Below are 24,904 nucleotides of genomic sequence, written 5' to 3'. Positions count from 1 at the left end.
GCTTGGGTTCAGCGCTGTCTCCAGGCGCCTGCTCTAGCCAAGTAATGCTGAAGTATGATCGGTGGCTCCTCTATAATTCGTCGCAATGAGTGTCATCCGCTACTCCAGAGGACGGTCGATGACTGCACAACAAAGTGATCCGGCGGCGCAGGGCGCCCGGGTCTGGGGCATGGCGCTATCAGCAGGGCCACGAGCGGTGGTGCGAAGCTTATTGGTCTGCAGTCTGTGGCTGGGTGGCGTATCGCTCGCCCAGGCCACCGAGTTGCTGCTTTATACCGAGGAAAATCCGCCACTGAACTTCAGTCGGGGATACGAACCCACGGGATTTTCCACGGAGATCATCCGGCAACTGGCGGTGCGTACCGGAGATACCGTACGCATTGAGCTGGGGCCCTGGACCCGTGGCTACAGCAAGGCGATGAGCGAGCAGAATGTCGGCGTCTTTACCACGGCGCGCATCGCCGAGCGGGAAAAGCTCTTTCAGTGGGTCGGGCCGTTGACCCAGACACTTAACCGTTTTTACACCCGCAAGGGCTCCGCCCTGCAAATCCACAACCTGCAGGCGGCGCAAGCCAGGCGCCTGGTCCTGCCGCGCCAGTGGTACAGCTACGAATACCTGGTGACCCAGGGTTTCAGCAATATCTATACGGTGACTTCGGCCGAGAAGATGATGCAGATGTTCAGCAAGGGCCGCGCCGATACGCTGGCGGTCAGCGATATCGCTCTGCCGGGCCTCTTGGCCATGGTCGGAATGACGCCCGATCAGGTTGAGCCGCAGTTCGTCTTCCTCCAGCATGAGTCGTACCTGGCATTTTCCCCCACCACGGACCAGGCAGTGGTGGCGCGCTGGCAACTCGCTCTGGATGAGCTCAAGCGCGACGGCAGTTTTACCAGCACCTTTCAGCGCTGGTTTCCCAATCAGAGTGTGCCGCCCCGTTTGATCGAGGTCAGGCGCTAGGCTCAGAACAGGAAATAGCGCTGCGCCATGGGCAGCACCTCGGCGGGCTCGCACCAGAGCAACTGGCCATCGGCCTTGACCTGATAGTTCTGCGGGTCGACCTCGATGTTCGGCAAGTAATCGTTGTGGATCAGGTCGCTCTTGCGTACTTCGCGGCAGCCCTTGACCACGGCGATCCGCTTCTTCAATCCCAGCTGTTGCGGTACCCCGGCGTCCAGCGCCGCCTGGCTGATGAAGGTCAGGCTGCTGGCATGCAGGCTGCCGCCGAAGCTGGCGAACATCGGTCGGTAGTGCACCGGCTGCGGGGTCGGGATCGAGGCGTTAGCGTCGCCCATCAGGCTCGCCGCGATGGCCCCGCCCTTGAGGATCAGGCTCGGCTTGACGCCGAAGAACGCCGGGCGCCAGAGCACCAGGTCGGCCCATTTACCCACCTCGATCGAACCCACCTCATGGCTGATGCCGTGGGTAATGGCCGGGTTGATGGTGTACTTGGCGATGTAACGCTTGGCGCGGAAGTTGTCGTTGCCTTCACCGTCTTGTGGCAGTGGGCCGCGCTGCTTCTTCATCTTGTCCGCGGTCTGCCAGGTGCGCAGGATCACCTCGCCGACCCGGCCCATGGCCTGGCTGTCGGAGCTGATCATGGAAAAAGCCCCGAGGTCATGCAGGATGTCTTCGGCGGCGATGGTCTCGCGGCGGATGCGGCTCTCGGCAAAGGCCACGTCCTCGGCGATGCTCGGGTCGAGGTGGTGGCAGACCATGAGCATGTCCAGGTGTTCGTCGATGGTGTTCTTGGTGAACGGCCGGGTCGGGTTGGTCGAGCTGGGCAGCACGTTGGGCAAACCGCAGGCCTTGATGATGTCCGGCGCGTGGCCGCCGCCGGCGCCCTCGGTGTGGTAGGTGTGGATGGTGCGGCCCTTGAATGCGCCCAGCGTCGTTTCGACGAAGCCGGACTCGTTCAAGGTGTCGGTGTGGATCGCCACCTGCACGTCGTACTGGTCGGCCACGTTCAGGCAGTTGTCGATGGCCGCCGGGGTGGTGCCCCAGTCCTCGTGCAGCTTGAGGCCGATGGCGCCGGCCTTGACCTGCTCGATCAGCGGTTCGGGCAAGGAGGCGTTGCCCTTGCCGGTGAAGCCCAGGTTCATCGGAAAGGCGTCGGCGGCCTGGAGCATGCGCATCATGTGCCAGGGGCCGGGGGTGCAGGTGGTGGCGTTGGTGCCGGTGGCCGGCCCGGTGCCGCCGCCGATCATGCTGGTCACCCCGCTCATCAGCGCCTCTTCGATCTGCTGCGGACAGATGAAGTGGATGTGCGAGTCGATGCCGCCAGCGGTGAGGATCATGCCCTCGCCGGCGATCACCTCGGTGCCGGCGCCGATGGCGATGGTCACGTCCGGCTGGATATCCGGGTTGCCGGCCTTGCCGATTGCGGCGATGCGTCCGTCCTTGAGGCCGACGTCGGCCTTGACCACGCCCCAGTGGTCGAGGATCAGCGCGTTGGTGATCAGGGTGTCGACCACATCTTTAGCGCACAGCTGGCCCTGGCCCATGCCGTCGCGGATCACCTTGCCGCCGCCGAACTTCACCTCCTCGCCGTAGTGGGTGAAGTCCTTCTCCACCTCGATCCACAGCTCGGTGTCGGCCAGGCGCACCCTGTCGCCGACGGTGGGGCCGAACATGTCGGCATAGGCTTGACGGGAAATCTTCATCGGCACTCCTCGAATTTGATCGTTCCCATGCTCTGCGTGGGAATGCGGCTGACGACGTTCTGCGTCACAGGGACGCAGAACGTCTAGTCATGGGTTCCCACGCGGAGCACGGGAACCATCGGTGTTACAGGTCGCCCATCACCCGCCCGGCAAAGCCGAAGACACGGCGATGACCCGCCAGCTCGACCAGCTCCACCTCGCGGCTCTGCCCCGGCTCGAAGCGCACCGCGGTGCCGGCGGCGATGTTCAGGCGCATGCCGCGCGTGGCGGCGCGATCGAAGCTCAGGGCGTCATTGGTCTCAAAGAAGTGGTAGTGCGAGCCGACCTGGATCGGCCGGTCGCCGCTGTTGGCTACGCTCAGGCTCAGGGTGCGGCGGCCGGCGTTGAGTTCGATCTCGCCGTCCTGGATCTGGTACTCGCCGGGAATCATGCGCTCGCTCCGTGCAGGGTCTTGAAGTAGAGGGCGGTCGAGTGATAGTCGCCGTTGGGGCCGCAGGTGTAGTCCGGGATCTCGCCCACCCGGGTGTAGCCGAGCGCGCGGTAGAAGGCTTCCGCCGGAGCGCCGACCTGGACGTCGAGGGTCAGCAGGCCGCGCCGGTGGTACCGCGCCCCCTGCTCCAGGGCCGTCATCAGCTGCTGACCGAGACCGTGGCGTTGCGCATGTCGTTGTACCAGCATCTTCTGCACCTGCGCCCGGTGGCAGCCGTCGGCTTGCTGGCACAGCTCGAGTTGCACGCTGGCCTGCACTTGTTCGTCCCTGACCACGACCCAGAGCAACAGGCTGCCCTGCTGGATATCGCCGAGTACCTTGTCGAAATAGTCGCGCGCCTGCGCGGCATCTAGGTCGGCCTTGAATCCTAACGACCAGCCCTGGCCGACGGCTTCGAGCAACAGCTCGATCAGGCCGGGGCGGTAATGGGCGAAGCTTTCAGCGGTGACGCGACGCAGCTGGGCAGTGTTCATCCTGGGTCACTCCGTATCGGCAGTCGGCGGCTCCGCGCCGGGGTTGAGGGTCAATTGCATCAGGGTCAGGTCGAGCCAGCGGCCGAACTTGCAGCCGACCTGGGGCATCTGCCCGCAGGTGACGAAGCCCTGGCGCTGGTGCAGGCGGATCGAGGCGGCATTGCCGCTCTCGATGGCGGCGACCATCACGTGCTTGGCGCAGGCCCGGGCGCGTTCGATCAGCGCGCCCAGCAGCGCCGGGCCGAGGCCCTGGCCGCGCTGGTCGGCGCGCACATAGACCGAGTGCTCGACGCTGTGGCGGAAGCCGTCGAACGGCCGCCAGTCGCCGAAGGAGGCGTAGCCGAGCACCTCGCCGTCGTCGTCCGTGGCCACCAGGACCGGATAGCCCTGCTGGGTGCGGGCGGCGAACCAGGTCTGGCGGTTGGCCAGGTCGACCGGGTCGTCGTTCCAGATCGCCGTGCTGTTCTGCACCGCGTCGTTGTAGATAGCCAAAATGGCGGGCAGATCGGCGGCCTTGGCGTCTTGAATAGTCATGTTCAGGCGATCGGCTGGTGGACGGTGACCAGCTTGGTGCCGTCGGGGAAGGTGGCTTCGACCTGGATCTCCGGGATCATCTCCGGCACGCCCTCCATCACCTGGTCGCGACTGAGCAGGGTGGTGCCGAGGTGCATCAGCTCGGCCACCGTCTGGCCGTCGCGGGCGCCTTCGAGCAGGGCGGCGGAGATCAGCGCCATGGCTTCCGGGTAGTTGAGCCGGAGGCCACGGGCCAGGCGCCGCTCGGCCACCAGGCCGGCGGTGAAGATCAGCAGCTTGTCTTTCTCTCTTGGGGTCAGGTCCATCAGGTGCTCCAGATTCGCGGGGGGACGGCGCTGCGCCCAAGCAGGGCGGGCCGCAGCAGGTGCCAGAGTTCGATCAGCCAGGCGCGGGCCTGCAGGGCCTCGCCGGCCAGGCAACGGGCCACCAGCAGGCCGGGTAATTGGCTGAGGTCGCCACGCACGGGCGTGACCAGGTTCCGGCACTGTTCGAGCAGTTCGCTGTCGATTTCGCCGCTGATCAGCAGGGTGGCGAATACCGGCTGGCCAGCCAGGCCGATCGGCGAGTCGAGCAGGCCGTCGTCGCCATCGATGCGCTGGCGCTCGTGCCAGAGCAGCTGGCCGTCGCGGCGGATGTCCAGGCGGGCCTGGAAGTGACCGGCGTCGAAGCGTTCGCCGCTGGCCGGGCGGCCGAGGGCGACCAGGTCCCAGTACAGCAGCTTGGCATCGCCAAACAGTTCGATATCGGTCTGCAGTTCGGCCTGGGCCGCCGAGTAAACGATGGTTTCCTGGGGCAGCCATTCCAGGGTGGCCCCGGCCTCGACGCGCAGCTTGAGGGTCTGGTAGGCCGGGCCGGCGGCGCGGTACCACTTGGCCGCACCGGGACTGGTCAGCTGCGCCCAGGCGCCCGCGCCGACCGTTGCGCTGATATCCAGGCGGTCGCCGCCGGCGATGCCACCGGGCGGATGGACGATGATGTGCTGGCAGACCTGCGGACCCTCGGCATACAGGTGTTTCTGCACCCGCAGCGGCCCCCGATGGCGGCGCAGCACCGGGCGGGTGCTGGCGCCGTCGCGGGCATAGCCGAGTTGCAGCTCGGCGTGCCAGCTGGGGGTGAACAGGGCGGCGGGTGCGTTCATGGACTTACCGGAATCAGCGTCATGGTTAAGGCAGAGCAATTGCCGTGCCTCCTGCGCCAGGACAGTGCGGATTGGCCGGCCCTCTGGCCGCTTGCCCCATGATCGGCCCGACCCACGCCTGGGGCGTCGTGCTCCGTCCTGGTGCGTGGCGGCGTGCGTCAGGTCCAGGTTGCCTGCCAATGGTGCAGGCTGGCCGGCCTCAGATCGCCACCAGGCCACGCACGCCGTCGGCCGCCATGGCCTCGCCACGGCCTTGCTGGACGATCTCGCCACGGCTCATCACCAGGTACTGGTCGGCCAGTTCGGCAGCGAAGTCGTAGAACTGCTCGACCAACAGGATCGCCATGTCGCCGCGTTCGGCGAGCTTCTTGATCACCACGCCGATCTCCTTGATCACCGAGGGCTGGATGCCTTCGGTGGGTTCGTCGAGGATCAGCAGGCGCGGCTGGCTGGCCAGGGCGCGGCCGATCGCCAGCTGTTGCTGCTGGCCGCCGGAGAGGTCGCCGCCGCGGCGCTGCTGCATTTCCTTGAGTACCGGGAACAGCTCGTAGATGAAGGGTGGGACGACCTTGGCTTGCTTGGCGCCGAAACGGGAAAGCCCCATCAGCAGGTTCTCTTCCACCGTCAGGCGGCCGAATATCTCGCGACCCTGGGGCACATAAGCGATGCCGGCCTGCACCCGCTGGTGTGGCTTGAGCGTGGTAATCGCCTGGTCCTCCCAATGCACCGTGCCGTCCTTGGTCGGCAGCAGGCCCATCAGGCATTTCAGCAGGGTGGTCTTGCCCACGCCATTGCGGCCGAGCAGGCAGGTGACCTCACCGACCCTGGCCTCGAACGACAGGCCTCGGAGGATATGGCTGCCGCCATAGTACTGATGCAGTTGTTCAACTTGCAGCATGGTTCTGTCCTTGTAGGGCGGGCCCTGATCGTTCCCACGCTCGGCGTGGGCATGCATCTGGCGGCGCTCTGCGTCCAGGTAGGGGTTGCCACGCCGGAGCGTGGCAACCATCAGCGTAATCAGCGGCCCAGGTAGACTTCGATCACACGCTCGTCGGCTTGCACCTGTTCCAGCGAGCCCGCGGCCAGCACGCTGCCCTGGTGCAGCACGGTGACGTGATCGGCGATCGAGCCGACGAAGCCCATGTCGTGCTCGACCACCATCAGCGAGTGCTTGCCTGCCAGCGACTTGAACAGCTCGGCGGTGAACTCGGTCTCGGCGTCGGTCATGCCCGCCACCGGCTCGTCGAGCAGCAACAGTTGCGGGTCCTGCACCAGCAGCATGCCGATCTCCAGAAACTGCTTCTGGCCGTGCGACAACAAGCCGGCGGGACGCTGCCGTGAGCCGTCCAGGTTGATGGTGGCGAGCACCTCGTCGATACGATCGCGCTGTTCGCCGCTCAGCTTGGCGCGCAGGCTGGCCCATACCGTCTTGCTGGTCTTCTGCGCCAGTTCGAGGTTTTCGAACACGCTGAGCGCCTCGAACACCGTGGGCTTCTGGAACTTGCGGCCGATGCCGGCCTGGGCAATCTCGACTTCGCTCATCCGGGTCAGGTCGAGGGTTTCGCCGAAGTAGGCGACGCCGTTGTCGGGGCGGGTCTTGCCGGTGATCACGTCCATCATGGTGGTCTTGCCGGCGCCGTTGGGGCCGATGATGCAGCGCAATTCGCCGACGCCGATATACAGGCTCAGGTTGCTCAGGGCCTTGAAGCCATCGAAGCTGACGTTGATATCTTCCAGGGTCAGGATGGTGCCGTGGCGAATGTTCAGGCCCTGGCTGGCGGTCGTGCTGGCGCCGATGGCGTCGCGGCCGCTGCCGGCGGGGTCGAAGGCGGGTTCGAGCATAAATTCGGGGACCGGAGTGGCGCGCATCATTGCTCTCCTTTTTTACGTAACAAACCGATCACGCCTTTCGGCAGAAACAGCGTCACGACGATAAACAGGAAACCCAAGGCGAACAGCCAGTATTCCGGGAAGGCCACGGTGAACCAGCTCTTCATGCCGTTGACCAGGCCGGCGCCGAGCAGCGGGCCGATCAGGCTGCCGCGTCCACCCAGGGCGACCCAGACGGCGGCCTCGATGGAGTTGGTCGGCGACATTTCGCTGGGGTTGATGATGCCCACCTGCGGCACATAGAGCGCGCCGGCCAGGCCGCAGAGGACCGCACTGAGCACCCAGATGAACAGCTTGTAGCCGCGCGGGTCGTAGCCGCAGAACATCAGACGGTTCTCGGCATCGCGCAGTGCGGTCAGCACCCGGCCGAACTTGCTGCGCGCCAGGCGCCAACCGAGATAGAGGCTGGCCACCAGCAGGGCCACGGTGGCGAGAAACAGCACCGCGCGGGTGTGGGTCGAGGTGATATCGAAACCGAGGATGGTGCGGAAGTTGGTAAAGCCGTTGTTGCCGCCGAAGCCAGTCTCGTTGCGAAAGAACAGCAGCATGCCGGCGAAAGTCAGGGCCTGGGTCATGATCGAGAAGTACACGCCCTTGATTCGCGAGCGGAAGGCGAAGAAGCCGAACACCAGGGCCAGCAAGCCGGGGGCCAGAACCACCAGGCACAGCGCCCAGAGGAAACTCGAGGTGCCGTACCAGTACCAGGGCAGCTCGGTCCAGGCGAGAAAGCTCATGAACGCCGGCAGGCCATCGCCTGCGGCCTCGCGCGACAGGTACATGCCCATGGCGTAACCGCCAAGCGCGAAGAACAGGCCGTGGCCGAGCGACAGCAGGCCGGCATAACCCCAGACCAGATCGAGCGCCAAAGCGACGATGCAGTAGCAGAGGATCTTGCCGACCAGGGTCAAGGTATAGGCCGAGACGTGCAGGGCGTTATCCGCCGGCAGCAGGTGCAGCAACGGCAGGGCGATCAGCGCGGCCAGTACCAGCAGGCCGATGGCGAGCGACAGTTGTGGCCCACACCTGGCGCTGGCGCGGGCCAGCAGCGTTTGGTTAATTGGCTGAATTGGCATAGTCATCAGTCGATCACCCGTCCTTTTAGAGCGAACAGTCCTTGCGGGCGTTTCTGGATAAACAGAATGATCAGGCCGAGGATGAGGATCTTGCCCAGCACGGCGCCGATCTGCGGTTCGAGAATCTTGTTGGCGATGCCCAGGCCAAAGGCCGCCATCACGCTGCCGGCCAACTGGCCGACGCCGCCGAGCACCACCACCAGGAAGGAGTCGATGATGTAGCTCTGGCCCAGGTCCGGCCCGACGTTGCCGATCTGGCTCAGGGCCACGCCGCCGAGGCCGGCGATGCCCGAGCCGAGGCCGAAGGCGAGCATGTCCACGCGCCCTGTGGGCACGCCGCAGCAGGCGGCCATGTTGCGGTTCTGGGTCACTGCGCGGACGTTGAGGCCCAGGCGGGTCTTGTTCAGCAGCAGCCAGGTCAGCACCACGACGCACAGGGCGAAGCCGATGATGACGATGCGGTTGTAGGGCAGCACCAGGTTCGGCAGCACCTGGATGCCGCCGGACAGCCAGTAGGGGTTGGCCACTTCGACGTTCTGCGCGCCAAAGACCACCCGCACCAGCTGGATCAGGATCAGGCTGATGCCCCAGGTCGCCAGCAGGGTTTCCAGCGGCCGGCCGTAGAGGTGGCGAATCACCGTGCGCTCCAGGGCCATGCCGATGGCGGCAGTGACGAAGAAGGCCACCGGCAGTGCCGCCAATGGGTACAGGGCGATGGCCTCGGGGGCGTAACGCTGGAACAGCACCTGCACCATGTAAGTGGCATAGGCGCCGAGCATCAGCATCTCGCCATGGGCCATGTTGATCACCCCGAGCAGGCCGAAGGTGATGGCCAGGCCGAGGGCCGCGAGCAGCAGGATCGAACCGAGCGACAGGCCGCTGAAGGCCTGGCCGAGTAGCTCGCCGATCAGCAGCTTGCGCTTGACCTGGGCCAGGCTGGTCTGCGCGGCGGTGCGCACGCCGGCATCGTCCTCCACTGCGGGATCGAGCAGGGTTTCCAGGCGGGTACGCGCCAGCGGGTCACCGGTTTCGCCAAGCAGGCGCACGGCCGCCAGGCGGGTTGCCGGGTCGCGGTCGACCAGTTGCAGGTTGGCCAGGGCCAGGCTCAGGGCGTCGCGCACGCCATCGTCGGTTTCGCTGGCAGTACGGGCGTTGAGTAGGGCGAGTTGCGCCGGCTTGGCGCGCTTCTGCAGTTCCCTGGCGGCGGCCAGGCGCAGCGCCGGATCTTCGGCGAGCAGTTGATGGCTGGCCATCGCAGTGCCGATGAGGCCGCGCAGGCGGTTGTTCAGGCGCATTTTGCGCGGCGTTTCCGCGGGCGCAAGCTCACCCTCGGCGGACTGATACACGCCATTCACTTCGATGAACGGATTTTTCCTGCTGTCGGCGGCCAGGCGCCCTTGTTGCAGGGCTTCGAGCAGCGGCAGGCGCGTGGCGTCGGGGGCGGCCGACCAGGTTGCCAGCAGTTTTGCCTGCTTGGATGGGCTGGCCGCGACGAAGTCGCTGGCGTCGCCGGCATGGCCGGTGAGTGGCAGCAGCAAGGTCATGAATAGGAACACACGGTACAAGGCAGTGGGCATGGCAAGAAACCTTGGGGCTACAGCGCAAGCCCCCCTTGCCGAAGCGGCAAAGAGGGCGCTCAGCGAAGCCCGGATGCAATCCGCAGTTAGCTTCTGCCGAATTGCATCTGGACTACGACACCGCTTAGTTCGACTTCACCGCGTAATCCGGCTTCTTGTCGTTGCCTTCGATGTACGGGCTCCACGGCTGGGCGCGGACCGGACCTTCGGTCTGCCAGACCACCGAGAACTGGCCGTCTTCCTGGACCTCGCCGATCATCACCGGCTTGTGCAGGTGGTGGTTGGTCTTGTCCATGGTCAGGGTGTAACCGCTCGGCGCGGCGAAAGTCTGCCCGGCCATGGCGTCACGCACCTTGTCGACGTCGGTGCTGCCGGCTTTCTCGACCGCCTGGGCCCACATGTGGATGCCGACGTAGGTGGCTTCCATCGGGTCGTTGGTCACCGCCTTGTCCGCGCCCGGCAGGTTCTTGGCCTTGGCATAGGCCTTCCACTTGGCGACGAACGCGCTGTTAACCGGATTTTCCACCGACTGGAAGTAGTTCCAGGCGGCCAGTTGGCCAACCAGCGGTTTGGTGTCGATGCCGCGCAGTTCTTCCTCGCCGACCGAGAAGGCCACCACCGGAATGTCGGTGGCGTCGATGCCCTGGTTCGCCAGTTCCTTGTAGAAGGGTACGTTGGAGTCACCGTTGACGGTGGAGATCACCGCGGTCTTGCCACCGGCGGAGAACTTCTTGATGTTGGCGACGATGGTCTGGTAATCGCTATGGCCGAACGGGGTGTAGACCTCTTCGATGTCCTTGTCGGCCACGCCTTTGCTGATCAGGAAGGCGCGCAGGATCTTGTTGGTGGTGCGCGGGTAGACGTAGTCGGTGCCGAGCAGGAAGTAGCGCTTGGCACCGCCGCCGTCTTCGCTCATCAGGTACTCGACCGCCGGGATGGCCTGCTGATTGGGCGCCGCACCGGTGTAGAAGACGTTCGGCGAGAGTTCTTCGCCTTCGTACTGCACGGGGTAGAACAGCAGGCCGTTGAGCTCCTCGTACACCGGCAGCACGGATTTGCGCGACACCGAGGTCCAGCAGCCGAAGGTCACGTCGACCTTGTCCTGGCTCAGCAGTTGCCGAGCCCGTTCGGCGAACAGCGGCCAGTTGGACGCAGGGTCGACCACCACGGGTTCGAGTTGCTTGCCGAGTACGCCGCCCTTGGCGTTGATCTCGTCGATGGTCATCAGGGCCATGTCTTTTAACGAGGTCTCGGAAATAGCCATGGTGCCGGATAACGAGTGGAGGATGCCGACCTTGATGGTTTCGGCCGCCTGCACGGTGAACGGGAACAAGCCGCTGAGCAGCAGGGCGCTGGCAGCGAGGGTGGATTTCAGGAGAGGACGACGCTTCATTGTTATGGCTCCATGCGCAGCGATTGGGTGGGACCAGGAGGGTCACCAGTCTAATGGCAGCATCCGTGCCAACGCTCGCAAAGCCTTGTCTCATAAGGGCTGGACAAGTTTTCAGGATTTTTCATGTGGCGCTGAATGCGCAGCTTTGGTGCGCGCCAGGGGCCTGGAGCAGGCTGCCAGGCCACTGCGCACCGATTCAGAGCGAGAGGTAGTTCTTCACCCCGGTGAAGATGATCTGCGCGGCCAGGGCGCAGACGAACAGGCCCATCAGCCGACTGACGATCTGCAGGCCCTGATCGCCGAGCAGGCGTTCGAACTGGTTCGACAGGTACAGCACCACGCCGACCGTCAGGCTGGCCAGGGCGATGCCGACTACTGCCAACAGTTTGTCGTTCCAATGCGGCTGGCTGGCCCCCATCAGCAGCAGCGCCCCTATGGTGCCGGGACCAACGGTCAGCGGGATGGTCAGCGGCACTATGGTCACGTCCTGCTGCACGTTGTCGCTTTGCACCGCCGACTTGCCCTGGGCCATGCCCAGCGCCGAGATAAACAACACGCTGCCGGCACCGATCCGGAAGGCGTCGATGGTGATGCCGAACAGGGTGAAGATGTGCTTGCCGAACAGGTACAGCAGCAAGCTGGAAATCAGTACGCCAAGCGCGACCTTCCAGGCCAGGCGCTTGCGCTCCTTGACCGTGTAGCCACGGCTCAGGCCGATAAAGCAGGACAACACGAAGAATGGGCTGTAGAGCACCAGCAACTTCAGATACAGACTGAACAACTCGGACGCCATGGATTGGGCTCGTCTCTTGGGTGAGGGGAGGGGCGTGGCCGGCACTGCCGGCGCCGCCTGCATGATCCGGGATTGTCGTGCCGATCTCCAGTGCCCGCTGCGGCAATTGCGCACGGCAACCTGGCAGTCGTTCGGCAGCCGAAGCGGACCACGCCAACGGCGGCGGTTATACCGGTTGGATTAACCACGGTCGGCAGCGGCTGCCTACCGGGGCGGCGCAGGGCACGTATCAGCTTCACCCCAACCTGCCGCCGATCCATGCGCTGCGCTTTGCCTGAAACGCAGTCGCCGCCGGCAGCTGCCGGGTGGCTCAGGGCCGGACTTAGTGTTGCTGGCGGATCTCCCGCTGGGCGATCCAGTATTCGAGCAGTTCGCGCAATTGCGAGAGTTCCACCGGTTTGGCCATGTGGCCGTCCATGCCGGCCTCACGCGCGCGCTCCTTGTGTTCATTGAGGATGTGGGCGGTCAATGCCACCACCGGCGTGCGCGGGCGCTGCTCGGCAGTTTCCCAGGCACGCAGTTGTTCGGTGGCGGAGAAACCGTCGAGCACCGGCATCTCGCAGTCCATCAGCACCAGGTCATAGGGCTGCGCCTTCATCGCGCTGAGGGCTTCTGCGCCGTTGCTGGCGGTGTCCGGTTGCAGGTTGAGCTTGCCGAGCATGCCGCGGATCACCTTGGTCGAGATGGTGTTGTCTTCGGCGACCAGGATGCGGAAGTCGCTCGGCACATGCAGCGGTGCGCTGACCCGGGTCGGGGTGAACACCGGCGAGCTGTCGCCGCCGCGCTGGGACAGTTCATCGGCCAGGGTGGTTTTCAGGGTATAGCCGGCCACCGGCTTGGCCAGGATGCGCTTGATCCCGGCGTTGCGCGCGATGATCTTGCTCGGCGCATTGCTGATGCCGGTGAGCATGATCAGCAGGATGTCGTGGTTGAGGCTGGGGTCCTCCTTGATCTTGGCCGCCAGCTGCATGCCGGTCATGCCGGGCATGTCCTGGTCGAGGAGCACCACGTCGAAGTATTCGCGCATGTGCGCCTTGGTGCGCAGCAGGGCCAGGGCTTCCTTGCCCGAGGGCACGGCACTGACCTGCAGGCCCCAGCCATTGCATTGCTGCACCAGCACCTTGCGGCAGGTGTCGTTGTCATCCACCACCAGCAGGCGTGCGCCTTGCAGCGGGCCATCGAGGTCGGCCGTGGGCTGTTCCAGACGCTGGCTGTCCAAGGGCAGGGTCAGCCACAGGGTCGAACCCTGGGCACCGCCGCTCTGGATACCAAACTCGCCATGCATCAGGCGCACCAGTTGGCGGGCGATGATCAGGCCGAGGCGGCCGCCGAGCTTGGTCGCCGCGAGGAAGTCCTTGCTGTGCAGTTCGGTATTGAGCAGGGCATCGCGCTCGCTGGCCTGCAGCGGGCGGCCGCTGTCCTGCACGGCGATGCGCAAGCGCGGTTGTTCGCCTGCGGTATCGAGGGCCACGACCAGGAGGATTTCGCCTTCGTCGGTCTGCTTGAAGGCATTGTCGAGCAGGCTCAGCAAGGTCTGGCGCAAACGCGTCGGGTCGCCGCTGATCACCCGTGGCACCTGCGGTTGCATGAAATTGATCAGTTCGACCTTCTGTTGCTCGGCCTTGGCGCGGAAGATGTCCAGGCAGTCCTCGATCAACGCATTGAGGTCGAACTGCACGTCGTCCAGCTCGATCTGCCCGGACTCGAGCTTGGAAATGTCGAGGATCTCGTTGATCAACGCCAGCAGTTCGTTGCCCGAGCTGTGGATAGTCTGCACGTAGTCACGCTGTTTGGCCGACAGGGGGGTGCCAAGCAGCAACTCGGTCATGCCCAACACGCCATTCATCGGTGTACGGATCTCGTGACTGATCTTGGCGAGGAAGTCGGCCTTGGCCTTGAGTTCGGCCGCACTGGCGGCCAGCGTGGTACTTTCCCTGAACTTGCTGCGCTGGATCTGGCGTTGCCGTTCGGCGAGCGAGAGGCTGAGGAAGATGCCGCCCAGGGTGGCGATGCTGAAGACGGCAATCACCAGCCAGCCGGGATTGAGCTGGTCGAGGCCGAGCAATACCGGGATGCAGGCGCTGAAGCCGAGGATGAATACCAGCATGCCGACGACGATGAAGCGCGCGGGCTGATAACCGTCGTAGCAGAGACGACCAGCCACCAGCAGGACGCTCAAGGCACTGACTAGCACCAGCAGGTAGATCAGCGTGCTGTACCAGAGCAGGCCGGTGCTGGCGATCACCAGCGCAACGGCGAGGATCAGCACGGCGTTGCCTTGCAGCAGGTGTTTGAACCTGCCCGGCTGGGCCGGTGTTTGCCGCATGAAATCGAGACAGAAGATCTGCAGGAAGAAGGCGGCCAGCAGCGCCGACAAGTCGGCGACCAGCGACTGGTTGTAGCTCTGGCTGGGCACCCAGACGGCGAAGAGACCGAGATTGGCCGCCGCACAGGTCGCCAGGCTGAAATGCAGGGCGCTCAACCACAGGCAGCAGGCGGCGCGGCTGTAGAAAAAGCGGATGAGGCTGTACAGGGCAAGCAACAGCAGGCCGCCGAGCAAGGCGCCAAAGACGTAGGCGGGTTTTTCCTGGGCCACCAGTCCGGCGTCGTCAATGATCTTGAACCAGGCCATCAGCGGATGGTTCGAGGTCATGCGCACATAGGCTTCGCGCGGCTGGTCATCGTTCGGCAGCGCCATCAGGTAGGCCCGGGAGTCGAGCGGTCGCGAACTCATCGGCCTGGATTCGCCGGTCTGGACCTCGCGCTCGAGCGCGCCATCGCGCAACAGGTAATAGTCGAGGTACTGCACGCGCGGGGCGAAGATCCACAGCCAGTTCGGCTGTTGGTGGCGCGGCAGTTCGACATGCAGCCAAACGGCCTGCTCGCTGGGGGGGAAGGTGAAGGCCTGTTGGCTGAGGGGCTGGAACTGCTGGTGGCGAGCCCGCACATCCTCCAGGGTTAGCGCAGCACTCGGGTCGAGCAGATACGACCAGTTATCGGGCTGCGCGTCAAACGCGTCTGGTTCGTTCTCGGCCATGGCTGTCGGCAACAGACAGGCCATGAGCAAACCGACGAGTAGTCCTGTGGCAATCCTGAGCCCGCGCACGCTGAATTCCCTTTGAATGATAAGTGGCCGGATTATAGCCAAGCCGTTATGTAGCGGAATATGGCCGGGATGGCCAGTCCAGACGCGGTGAAAGCGACCACTGGCAGGGCGGCGCCGTCGCTGCCTGGCGTTGACGCTCTTGGCGCTGGCGACACGACCCGCCTGGGGGTCGTGCCCTGTTCCCGCCGTCCGACTGGGCGGCTGAACGGATTTGCCGTCCTTCCTTTATCCCTCGCCGCGTTCGCGGGCAATCGCGCGGTAACCGATATCCCGGCGGTAGAAACAGCCATTCCAGCGAATCTTCTCCGCCAGGCGGTAGGCCTGCTGCTGGGCGTCGGCAACGCTGGCCCCAATGGCCGTGGCGCAGAGTACCCGGCCGCCGGCCGTAACCACCTGGCCGTCCTTGAGTGCGGTGCCGGCATGGAACACCTTGCCATCCAGCTTGGCCGCCTCGTCCAGGCCTTCGATGACGTCACCCTTGGCGTAATCGCCCGGATAGCCGCCAGCGGCCAGGACCACGCCGACGGTCGGTCGTGGGTCCCAGCGCGCTTCGACCTTGTCCAGCGCCTGCGCCAGGGCGGCCTCGATCAGCAGGACCAGCGATGACTCCAGGCGCACCATGATCGGCTGGGTTTCCGGGTCGCCGAAGCGGCAGTTGAATTCGATGACCTTCGGCTGGCCAGCCTTGTCGATCATCAGCCCGGCATAGAGGAAGCCGGTGTAGACGTTGCCTTCGCTGGCCATGCCGTTGACGGTGGGGTAGATCACCTCGTCCATCACCCGCTGGTGCACGGCGGCGGTGACCACCGGTGCGGGCGAGTAGGCGCCCATGCCGCCGGTATTCGGGCCGCTGTCGCCGTCGCCGACGCGCTTGTGGTCCTGGCTGGTGGCCATCGGCAAGACGTTCTTGCCGTCGACCATGACGATGAAGCTGGCTTCCTCGCCATCGAGAAATTCCTCGATCACCACCCGTGAGCCGGCTTCACCGAAGGCATTGCCGGCGAGCATGTCGCGTACCGCGTCTTCGGCTTCGCCCAGGGTCATGGCGACTATCACGCCTTTGCCGGCGGCCAGGCCGTCGGCCTTGATCACGATAGGTGCGCCGACCTTTTGCAGGTAGGCCAGGGCCGGCTCGACTTCGGTGAAATTCTGGTAATCGGCGGTGGGGATCTGATGGCGGGCGAGGAAGTCCTTGGTGAAGGCTTTCGAGCCTTCCAGTTGGGCCGCGCCGGCCGTCGGACCGAAGATGTCCAGTTTGCGTGCGCGGAACAGATCGACCACGCCTGCCACCAGCGGCGCTTCCGGGCCGACGATGGTCAGCTGCACATTTTTATCAGCGAAATCGGCCAGCTGCTCCAGGGCCAGCACGTCGATGGCGACGTTCTCGCACTTGGCCTCGGTGGCGGTGCCGGCGTTACCCGGGGCGACGAAGACTTTGGTTACTCGCGGGTCTTGTGCGACTTTCCAGGCCAGCGCGTGCTCGCGCCCGCCGCTGCCGATGATCAGTACGTTCATGGAGTTCTCCTTCAGGAGGCGGGCCTGCGGCCCGTTTGGTGGATAGGAAATGCGCTATCCACCCTACGAATGTCGAGGTCGCGATCGGGCTGGTAGATGCAAGGCGCCCGGCGCTTCACCCAGCGGAGTTGCCTTCTGGCAATGAGCATGGGGGAAGGGCCGGGCAACGCCGCAGATACCTGTCCGATCGCGGCCGATTTTAATGCCTGAAATGGCGCATGCCGGTGAACACCATGGCAATGCCCGCTTCATCGGCGGCGGCGATCACTTCCGCATCGCGCATCGAGCCACCTGGCTGGATCACCGCGGTGATGCCGTTGGCGGCGGCGTTGTCCAGGCCATCGCGGAACGGGAAGAAGGCGTCGCTGGCCATGACCGAACCGGCCACCTGCAGGCCGGCATGCTCGGCCTTGATAGCGGCGATCCGGGCGGAGTTGACGCGGCTCATCTGGCCGGCGCCGACGCCGATGGTCTGGCGGTTCTTGGCGTAGACGATGGCGTTGGATTTGACGAACTTGGCCACTTTCCAGGCGAAGATCAGGTCGTGGACTTCCTGCTCGCTGGGGGCGCGCTGGGTGACGATCTTCAGGTCGGAGGCGGTGATCATGGCAATGTCACGGCTCTGTACCAGCAGGCCGCCGTTGACCCGCTTGAAGTCCCAGCCCGCGCTACGTTCGGCCGGCCATTCGCCGCACTCGAGCAGGCGCACGTTGGCCTTGGAGGCCACCACATTGCGGGCCGCCTGGGAAATCTTCGGAGCGATGATCACTTCGACGAATTGACGCTCGACGATGGCCTGGGCGGTGGCAGCATCCAGCTCGCGGTTGAAGGCGATGATGCCGCCGAAGGCCGATTCGGTATCGGTGGCGTAGGCCAGTTCGTAGGCTTGACGGATGCCGCCTTGCTCGTCCAGGGCCACGGCGACGCCGCAGGGGTTGGCATGCTTGACGATGACGCAGGCCGGCTTGACGAAGCTCTTCACGCATTCGAGGGCGGCATCGGTGTCGGCGACGTTGTTGAACGACAGTTCCTTGCCCTGCAGCTGCACGGCGGTGGAGATGCTCGCTTCGCCTTTCTGCGCTTCCACGTAGAACGCCGCGCTCTGGTGCGGGTTCTCGCCGTAGCGCATTTCCTGGGCCTTGACGAACTGGCTGTTGAAGGTGCGCGGGAAGGTGCCGCGGGCTTCGGTGCTCAGAGTCTCGGCGCGCTGGTCGATGGTGCCCAGGTAGTTGGCGATCATGCCGTCATAGGCGGCGGTATGCTCGAAGGCCTTGAGCGCCAGGTCGAAGCGCTGCGCATAGCTCAGGCCGCCGGCTTTCAGGCTGTCGAGGATGCCGGCGTAGTCGCCAGCCGAGACCACGATAGCCACGTCCTTGTGGTTCTTGGCTGCCGAGCGAACCATGGTCGGGCCGCCAATGTCGATGTTCTCGATGGCGTCGGCCAGGTCACAACCGGGCTTGGCCACGGTGGCGGCGAAGGGGTAGAGGTTGACCGCGACCAGGTCGATCGGCTTGATCCCATGCTGGTCCATGACCGCGCCGTCGAGGTCGCGACGACCGAGGATGCCGCCGTGGATCTTCGGGTGCAGGGTCTTCACCCGGCCGTCCATCATCTCCGGGAAACCGGTGTAGTCGGCGACTTCCACAGCGGCCACGCCGTTGTCCTTGAGCAACTTGTAAGTGCCGCCAGTGGAGAGGATTTCCACGTTGAGAGCAACGAGCTCACGGGCGAACTCAAGGATGCCGGTCTTGTCGGAAACGCTGATCAGCGCGCGGCGGACGGGGAGGCGGGTGGTCTGGTCGGTCATTGATCGGGTCCGGTGGCGTAATAAAATTGGTATGGAGCTGTGAGCCGCAGGCGGCAAGCTTCAAGAAAAAGCCGTATGCCCGGTCTGCAGCTTCAGAGCAGGTCGTACTGCTTGAGCTTTTTTCGCAAGGTGCCGCGATTCAGGCCGAGCAGTTCGGAGGCCTTGGTCTGGTTGCCTTTGACGTAATTCATCACGGTTTCCAGCAGTGGCGCTTCCACTTCGGTGAGCACCAGGTTGTAGACGTCGGTGACGTCCGCGCCCTCGAGGTGGGCAAAATAGTTGTGCAGGGCTTTCTCGACACTGCCGCGCAGGGTTTGCCCTTCTTCGCTCGGCGTATTGAGGTGCTGTTTCAAGCTTGTACTGTCGCTCACGGGAGCCATTCCAGTTCCTAACGTCTCGGTCAACATCGTCATGCGGCCACCCCATCTCCATCATTATGCCGTTCGCCGAAGTACTGGCGAACGTTGGTGTACTGCGCGTCCGTACTTTCCAGACGATTGAATCGGGCGCGAAACTCCCTGGCGCCCGGCAGGGTAGCCAGGTACCAGCCGACATGCTTGCGGGCGATGCGCACCCCCATCACCTCGCCGTAGAACAGGTGCAACTCGGCCATGTGCTCCAGCAGAATACGTTCCACCTCGAACAGGCTCGGTGCTGCCAGCTTCTGGCCGGTGCGCAGGTAGTGCTCGATCTCGCGGAAAATCCACGGCCGGCCCTGAGCGGCCCGGCCAATCAGCAGGCCGTCAGCACCAGTGGCAGTCAATACCGCCTTGGCCTTTTCCGGCGAATCGATGTCGCCATTGGCCAGCACCGGAATAGATACCGCCTGCTTGATCGCGGCGACGGTGTCGTATTCGGCATTGCCGGTGTACAGGTCGGCGCGGGTACGGCCATGCACCGCCAGTGCCACTATCCCCGCCTGCTCGGCAATCTTCGCCACGATGATGCCGTTCTTGTTCTGCCGGTCCCAGCCAGTACGGATTTTCAGGGTCACCGGCACATCCACCGCAGCGACCACCGCCTGAAGAATTTCGCGCACCAGGTCCTCGTCCTTCAGCAGGGCGGAGCCGGCAGCCTTGTTGCAGACCTTCTTGGCCGGACAACCCATATTGATGTCGATGATCTGCGCGCCCAGTTCGACGTTGCGCTGAGCCGCCTCGGCAAGCATCTGCGGGTCGCCGCCGGCGATCTGCACCGAGCGTGGCTCGACATCGTCCTGATGGATCAAGCGCAGGCTCGACTTGCGGGTATTCCACAGGCGCACATCGCTAGTGACCATTTCCGATACCACCATGCCCGCGCCCATACGGTGGCAGAGCTGGCGAAACGGCCGGTCAGTGACTCCGGCCATGGGCGCGAGAATCAGCGAGTTGGGCAATGTATAGGGGCCGATGCATAACGCCGACATGGGGCTTCCCTGCTCAAGAGACGTACTGTTGAGACCAATAGGAGACTGCGAAAAAGGGTGGGAATCATACCCGCTCTGGATGACCGGATAAAGGCTGTTTTGAACAAATTCTGAACAGTTGCTGGCTTATAGCCATCGGGTGGATTCGCCCCTGAGTAAGCCCAAAGAGTCTGCGGGATCAGCTGGGAGCCAGAGGGGATGGGTGGGGGCGGAGTTGCCTGGATGCTGGGGCGTGATGCCCCATGCCCGATTCTTTACTCCGGCGAGTGGAAGCTCAGGCTGTAGTTAACCGCCTGGGCGCCAGGGTCGAGAATGTCCAGGGATACATGAATCGGTGTCTGCGGCGGCATTTCCAGCTGTCCGGCCAGCTCGCCGGCGAGGTATTCGCTGGGTTTGAAGCGACGACTGGCCAGTAACCGACCATTGAGGTCGGCAAAGCGCATTTCCAGCAAGGGGAATGGCTGGGCGAAGGGCGCACGGTTGTAGAGGATCGCATCGACAACCAGGGCGCCGCTGAACTCGGGGTGGCTGCGCACCACCAGGTTGCTGCTTTTGATCTGGTTGATATCGACCTTGGACGGCAAGGTGCAACCGATAACGGGGCAGAGCTGTTCGAACCAGGGCCGGTATTGATCCTGGCGTGCCAGCTCGTCGAAGTTGTAGTGGATGTGCTGGCCGATCAGGGCGGTCGCGGCCAGCAGGTTCAGCAGGCCCCAGCCGAGCCAGCGCCCCCAGGGCTTGCGTGGCGGTTGCCAGTCATCCAGTTGCAGCGGTTCGTCGAGCAGCTCGAACAGGTGCTCGTCGCGCAGGCCGGGCTCGCTCCGGGCCGATATTCTCTCGGAAGGCTGCGGCGCGGCGGAGTCAGTTGCGGGCTCGTCCAGGCTGTCGAGGGCGTCTGCGTCGATGCTGGGTTCGTTGCGCAGGGGGCGCTGGCTTGATTCGTCCGGTGCGGGTTCCGGGTTGTCCGCGTCCAGTGCGCTGAGTGTGAGCGGCGCTGCGTCGTAAACAGCGTCATCCACTTGCGCCGGGTCGGACGACGCGGCCGCTGGCAGATCGTCCGCTGGCGCCAGGGCCTGGGGTGAGTCTTCGTGTGGAATGGCAGAAAAGCTCGGCGGCGCCTGCGGCGTGTCTTCTTGCAGGAGTGCCTCGGCCCAGGCTTCGTCATGGCTGCCGGTCTCCGCCGGGGCGCGGAAGGGCTCGGTATGCGCGGGTGCCTGGTTCAGCGCGAGGAACTGCTGGGCCAGCAGCTGTTCCTGTTCTTCCAGCTTGGCCAGTTCTTCGTCAAGGTCGAGGTTGTCCAGGTCCAGGTCGTCATGAATCCACAGCGTATCGCTGTCGCTCTTGTGCTGGGCAGTGGTCTGCCCGGGCTTGGTCTGGGGCGCTGGCGCGGCGGCCAGGCTGGTCGGCGCAGGCGCCAAGGGTGCTGTCTGGAGCGAGGCTCCGGGTAGCTGTCCCTGCTCGAGCAGTTGCTGCGCGGCATTGAATACGTGCAGGCAGGCCCCGCAGCGCACGGCACCACGGGCTGCCCCAAGCTGCACGAGGCTGACGCGAAAGCTGGTGTGGCAGTGGGGGCACTGGGTGACGAAACTTTCGGTCATGCGACGATCCGGCGGCCTGCGATTAGGTGAAGTAACGCGTTTAGTCTAACGCAGGAGCCAGAACAAGCGGCAGTGTCTGGGCTAGCGACGAGTGCCGCTGATACGCACCCAGCCCTCCTTCTCGGCAATCGGGTCAAGTGCGAAGGCGTCAGCGTAGGCTGCGCGCACTTCTTCGGCTTGCTCGGCGAGAATCCCCGACAGGGCCAGGCGTCCGCCGGGCTTGGCCAGGCTGGTGATCTGCGCCGCCAGAGCCACCAGGGGGCCGGCGAGGATATTGGCCACCACGACGTCGGCCTGCTGCTGCGGAAGATCGGCGGGCAGGTAGAGCGGGAAGCGGGCTGGGTCGATGCCATTGCGCCCGGCATTGTCGCGCGAAGCCTCCAGGGCTTGCGGGTCGATATCGGTGCCAACTGCCTGGGGGGCGCCCAGGAGCAGGGCGGCGATGGCCAGGATGCCCGAGCCGCAGCCGAAATCCAGCACGTCGCAGTGGCTCAGATCCTGGCCGTCGAGCCATTCCAGGCACAGCGCGGTGGTTGGGTGGGTGCCGGTACCGAATGCCAGGCCCGGGTCGAGCAGCAGGTTGACTGCGTCGGGTTCGGGCGCCGCATGCCAGCTGGGCACTATCCACAGGCGCTGGCCGAAGCGCATGGGGTGGAAGTTGTCCATCCAGCTGCGTTCCCAGTCCTGGTCGGCAATCACCTCGGCGTGATGTTCCGGTAGCTCGGCGCCAGTCAGCAGTTGCAGGTGGGCAAACACCGCATCGGCCGAGGTGTCCGCTTCGAACAGGGCGAGCAGGTGGGTGTGCGACCACAGCGGGGTGGTGCCCAGGTCCGGCTCGAAAATCGGCTGATCTTCGGCGTCCATAAAGGTTACCGATACGGCGCCAACCTCGAGCAGGGCGTCTTCGTAGGTTTCTGCCTGATCCGGGGTGATGGCGAGACGGACTTGTAACCAGGGCATGGGGAACCTCGTGAGCGCTGTGGCGTGATGGTGCGATTGGCCGCGCAGCTTACTTGAAGCGGTGGCCCGGCTGCCACCGCCGCACCGCGCAGAGACGACAAGGGCCGCCCAATGGCAGCCCTTGTCGTGACTTTATGCATGATGCATGACCTGGCGGCGTTAACCGCGCATCGCCGACGTGCGGCTGGTCATGGGATCAGTGCTTGTCCATGCCCAGTTTCTTTTCCAGGTAATGGATATTCACGCCACCTTCACAGAAGCCCTTGTCGCGGACCAGCATACGGTGCAACGGCACGTTGGTCTTGATGCCGTCGACAACGATCTCGTCCAGCGCGTTGCGCATGCGGGCCAAGGCCTCGTCGCGGGTCGCGCCGTAGGTGATCAGCTTGCCGATCAACGAGTCGTAGTGCGGTGGCACGGTGTAGCCGCTGTACAGGTGCGAGTCGACCCGTACGCCGTTGCCGCCAGGCGCATGGAAGTGCTTGACCTTGCCGGGGCAGGGCATGAAGTTGTCCGGGTCTTCGGCATTGATCCGGCATTCCAGGGCGTGGCCGCGGATCACCACGTCCTCCTGGGTGAACGACAGCTTGTTGCCAGCGGCGATGCTGAGCATTTCCTTGACGATGTCGATGCCGGTGACCATTTCGCTGACCGGGTGCTCGACCTGGACACGGGTGTTCATCTCGATGAAGTAGAAGTTGCCATCCTCATAGAGGAACTCGAAGGTACCCGCGCCCCGATAACCGATCTCGATGCAGGCATCGACGCAGCGCTTGAACACCTCGGCGCGGGACTTCTCGTTGATGAACGGGGCCGGTGCTTCTTCCAGCACCTTCTGGTGGCGGCGCTGCAGCGAGCAGTCGCGGTCACCCAGGTGGATGGCGTTGCCCTGGCCGTCGGAGAGCACCTGGACTTCCACGTGACGTGGGTTGCCGAGGAATTTTTCCAGGTAGACCATCGGGTTGCCGAACACCGACCCGGCTTCGCTGCGCGTCAGCTTGGCCGATTTGATCAGGTCTTCTTCCTTGTGCACCACGCGCATGCCGCGACCACCGCCGCCGCCAGCGGCCTTGATGATCACCGGGTAACCGACTTCGCGGGCAATCGCCAGGGCGGTTTCTTCGTCTTCCGGCAGCGGGCCGTCGGAGCCGGGTACCACTGGCACGCCGGCGCGTTTCATGGCGTCCTTGGCCGATACCTTGTCGCCCATCAGGCGAATGGTCGCAGCTGTTGGGCCGATGAAGGCGAAGCCGGAATTTTCCACCTGCTCGGCGAAGTCGGCGTTTTCCGCGAGGAAGCCGTAGCCCGGGTGGATGGCGGTGGCGCCGGTGACTTCAGCGGCGCTGATGATCGCTGGAATATTCAGGTAGGACAGGGCACCGGAGGCCGGGCCGATACACACCGATTCGTCGGCCAGGGCCAAATGCATCAGTTCGCGGTCAGCAGTGGAGTGCACCGCGACGGTCTTGATGCCCAGCTCTTTACAGGCGCGCAAGACGCGCAGGGCGATCTCGCCGCGGTTGGCGATCAGGACTTTTTCCAACATCGGAGACTCTCCGCGGTTCAAACGATGGTGAACAGGGGCTGGTCGTATTCCACCGGCTGGCCGTTCTCGCCCAGGATGGATTCGATGGTGCCACTGCTCTCGGCCTCGATGTGGTTCATCATCTTCATCGCTTCGACGATGCAGAGGATGTCGCCTTTCTTCACGCTCGTACCCACTTCAACAAAGTTGGCCGAGGTCGGCGAGGCGGCCCGGAAGAAGGTGCCGACCATTGGCGAGCGCACCACGGTGCCGTTCAGTTTGGCGGCAGCCGGTGCGGCGGCTTCGGCGGCGGCAACAGGAGCGGCAGGCGCTGCCGGTGCTGGCTGTGGGGCGTACATGGGTTGCTGGGCGTAGGTCGGTTGCTTGCCGTGACGGCTGATGCGCACGGATTCTTCGCCTTCGCGAATTTCCAACTCGTCGATGCCGGATTCTTCCAGCAGTTCGATCAGTTTCTTGACTTTACGTATATCCATAGTGGCTCAACTCCCAGTGAGGTCAGGGCTGTTCAAGTTGTTCGAGTGCGGCCTCCAGGGCCAGCCGGTAACCGCTGGCGCCAAGACCGCAGATCACCCCTACTGCAACATCGGAAAAGTAGGAGTGATGGCGGAAAGCTTCGCGTTTGTACACGTTGGACAGGTGCACTTCGATGAATGGGATGCTCACCGCCAGCAATGCGTCACGTAATGCGACGCTGGTATGAGTGAAAGCGGCGGGATTGATCAGGATAAAGTCGACACCTTCGCCTTTTGCGGCGTGAATGCGCTCGATCAGCTCGTACTCGGCATTGCTTTGCAGGTAGAGCAGATGATGGCCAGCCTCGCGGGCGCGCCGCTCCAGATCGAGGTTGATCTGGTCCAGGGTGGTGGCGCCATAGACACCCGGTTCGCGGGTGCCAAGCAGATTCAGGTTGGGGCCGTGCAGCACCAGTAGGGTGGCCATGAT

23 protein-coding genes are annotated in these 24,904 nt (G+C 64.3%); 1 reads left to right on the top strand and 22 read right to left on the bottom strand.

Translation table 11 applies throughout. From position 1 onward, the window contains the following. Positions 1-118: 118 nt before the first annotated feature. Complete coding sequence (locus LJY18_RS02635; RefSeq protein WP_238040190.1) at positions 119-958, top strand: substrate-binding periplasmic protein; 840 nt, start codon at positions 119-121, stop codon at positions 956-958. 2 nt (positions 959-960) lie between these two features. Here the strand turns inward: LJY18_RS02635 and ureC are convergent, their stop codons facing one another. The 22 genes from ureC to aroQ form a co-directional block, all read right to left on the bottom strand. Beyond that, positions 961-2,661, bottom strand: a complete 1,701-nt coding sequence (gene ureC / locus LJY18_RS02630) for an urease subunit alpha (protein WP_238040187.1) — start codon at positions 2,659-2,661, stop codon at positions 961-963. 124 nt (positions 2,662-2,785) lie between these two features. Beyond that, a complete protein-coding gene (locus LJY18_RS02625) occupies positions 2,786-3,091 on the bottom strand; it encodes an urease subunit beta (protein ID WP_238040186.1) in 306 nt (101 codons plus the stop codon). Then, on the bottom strand, positions 3,088-3,624 hold the full coding sequence (locus LJY18_RS02620) for a GNAT family N-acetyltransferase (RefSeq protein WP_238040184.1): 537 nt from the start codon (positions 3,622-3,624) through the stop codon (positions 3,088-3,090). Before LJY18_RS02620 ends, LJY18_RS02625 begins: the two co-directional genes overlap by 4 nt. Positions 3,625-3,630: 6 nt before the next feature. After that, entirely contained in the window at positions 3,631-4,158 is a 528-nt protein-coding gene (locus LJY18_RS02615; RefSeq protein WP_442964467.1) for a GNAT family N-acetyltransferase, read from the bottom strand. A 2-nt stretch (positions 4,159-4,160) separates the two neighbouring features. After that, complete coding sequence (locus LJY18_RS02610; RefSeq protein ID WP_238040182.1) at positions 4,161-4,463, bottom strand: urease subunit gamma; 303 nt, start codon at positions 4,461-4,463, stop codon at positions 4,161-4,163. Further along, positions 4,463-5,296, bottom strand: coding sequence for an urease accessory protein UreD (locus LJY18_RS02605; protein ID WP_238040180.1), 834 nt, complete (start codon positions 5,294-5,296; stop codon positions 4,463-4,465). Before LJY18_RS02605 ends, LJY18_RS02610 begins: the two co-directional genes overlap by 1 nt. A 199-nt stretch (positions 5,297-5,495) precedes the next feature. Beyond that, entirely contained in the window at positions 5,496-6,194 is a 699-nt protein-coding gene (gene urtE / locus LJY18_RS02600) for an urea ABC transporter ATP-binding subunit UrtE (protein ID WP_238041099.1), read from the bottom strand. Positions 6,195-6,313: 119 nt separating this feature from the next. Further along, entirely contained in the window at positions 6,314-7,165 is an 852-nt protein-coding gene (gene urtD / locus LJY18_RS02595; RefSeq protein ID WP_238040179.1) for an urea ABC transporter ATP-binding protein UrtD, read from the bottom strand. Next, a complete protein-coding gene (gene urtC, locus LJY18_RS02590) occupies positions 7,165-8,265 on the bottom strand; it encodes an urea ABC transporter permease subunit UrtC (RefSeq protein ID WP_269137659.1) in 1,101 nt (366 codons plus the stop codon). Before urtC ends, urtD begins: the two co-directional genes overlap by 1 nt. Then, on the bottom strand, positions 8,265-9,836 hold the full coding sequence (gene urtB / locus LJY18_RS02585) for an urea ABC transporter permease subunit UrtB (RefSeq protein ID WP_238040177.1): 1,572 nt from the start codon (positions 9,834-9,836) through the stop codon (positions 8,265-8,267). Before urtB ends, urtC begins: the two co-directional genes overlap by 1 nt. A gap of 124 nt (positions 9,837-9,960) precedes the next feature. Further along, a complete protein-coding gene (gene urtA / locus LJY18_RS02580) occupies positions 9,961-11,229 on the bottom strand; it encodes an urea ABC transporter substrate-binding protein (protein ID WP_238040176.1) in 1,269 nt (422 codons plus the stop codon). Between the two features lie 196 nt (positions 11,230-11,425). Then, the gene (locus tag LJY18_RS02575; RefSeq protein WP_238040174.1) at positions 11,426-12,022 is read right to left on the bottom strand and encodes a MarC family protein; all 597 of its coding nucleotides are present in this window, start codon (positions 12,020-12,022) and stop codon (positions 11,426-11,428) included. Positions 12,023-12,344: 322 nt separating this feature from the next. Beyond that, positions 12,345-15,128: a response regulator gene (locus LJY18_RS02570; RefSeq protein WP_442964466.1), complete on the bottom strand. Its 2,784-nt coding sequence runs from the start codon at positions 15,126-15,128 to the stop codon at positions 12,345-12,347. A 225-nt stretch (positions 15,129-15,353) separates the two neighbouring features. Further along, positions 15,354-16,643 (bottom strand): phosphoribosylamine--glycine ligase, encoded by a 1,290-nt coding sequence (gene purD / locus LJY18_RS02565; protein WP_238040170.1) that lies wholly within the window; start codon positions 16,641-16,643, stop codon positions 15,354-15,356. A gap of 199 nt (positions 16,644-16,842) precedes the next feature. Next, entirely contained in the window at positions 16,843-18,450 is a 1,608-nt protein-coding gene (gene purH / locus LJY18_RS02560) for a bifunctional phosphoribosylaminoimidazolecarboxamide formyltransferase/IMP cyclohydrolase (RefSeq protein WP_238040168.1), read from the bottom strand. Between the two features lie 92 nt (positions 18,451-18,542). Beyond that, positions 18,543-18,863 (bottom strand): DNA-binding transcriptional regulator Fis, encoded by a 321-nt coding sequence (gene fis, locus LJY18_RS02555; RefSeq protein ID WP_238040166.1) that lies wholly within the window; start codon positions 18,861-18,863, stop codon positions 18,543-18,545. Further along, positions 18,860-19,858, bottom strand: a complete 999-nt coding sequence (gene dusB / locus LJY18_RS02550) for a tRNA dihydrouridine synthase DusB (protein ID WP_238040164.1) — start codon at positions 19,856-19,858, stop codon at positions 18,860-18,862. The genes fis and dusB overlap by 4 nt, the downstream gene beginning before the upstream one ends. A gap of 254 nt (positions 19,859-20,112) precedes the next feature. Continuing rightward, positions 20,113-21,456, bottom strand: a complete 1,344-nt coding sequence (locus LJY18_RS02545; RefSeq protein WP_238040161.1) for a DUF3426 domain-containing protein — start codon at positions 21,454-21,456, stop codon at positions 20,113-20,115. Positions 21,457-21,537: 81 nt separating this feature from the next. After that, complete coding sequence (gene prmA, locus LJY18_RS02540; RefSeq protein WP_238040160.1) at positions 21,538-22,416, bottom strand: 50S ribosomal protein L11 methyltransferase; 879 nt, start codon at positions 22,414-22,416, stop codon at positions 21,538-21,540. A 196-nt stretch (positions 22,417-22,612) separates the two neighbouring features. Next, positions 22,613-23,962: an acetyl-CoA carboxylase biotin carboxylase subunit gene (gene accC / locus LJY18_RS02535; protein WP_238040159.1), complete on the bottom strand. Its 1,350-nt coding sequence runs from the start codon at positions 23,960-23,962 to the stop codon at positions 22,613-22,615. A gap of 17 nt (positions 23,963-23,979) precedes the next feature. Continuing rightward, on the bottom strand, positions 23,980-24,435 hold the full coding sequence (gene accB / locus LJY18_RS02530; protein ID WP_238040157.1) for an acetyl-CoA carboxylase biotin carboxyl carrier protein: 456 nt from the start codon (positions 24,433-24,435) through the stop codon (positions 23,980-23,982). 22 nt (positions 24,436-24,457) lie between these two features. Further along, positions 24,458-24,901: a type II 3-dehydroquinate dehydratase gene (aroQ, locus tag LJY18_RS02525; RefSeq protein WP_238040156.1), complete on the bottom strand. Its 444-nt coding sequence runs from the start codon at positions 24,899-24,901 to the stop codon at positions 24,458-24,460. Positions 24,902-24,904 lie beyond the last annotated feature (3 nt).

It is taken from the genome of Pseudomonas sp. MMS21 TM103 (assembly GCF_022132145.1).
GTDB lineage: Bacteria > Pseudomonadota > Gammaproteobacteria > Pseudomonadales > Pseudomonadaceae > Aquipseudomonas.
This window is presented reverse-complemented; position numbering and strand designations above follow the sequence as displayed.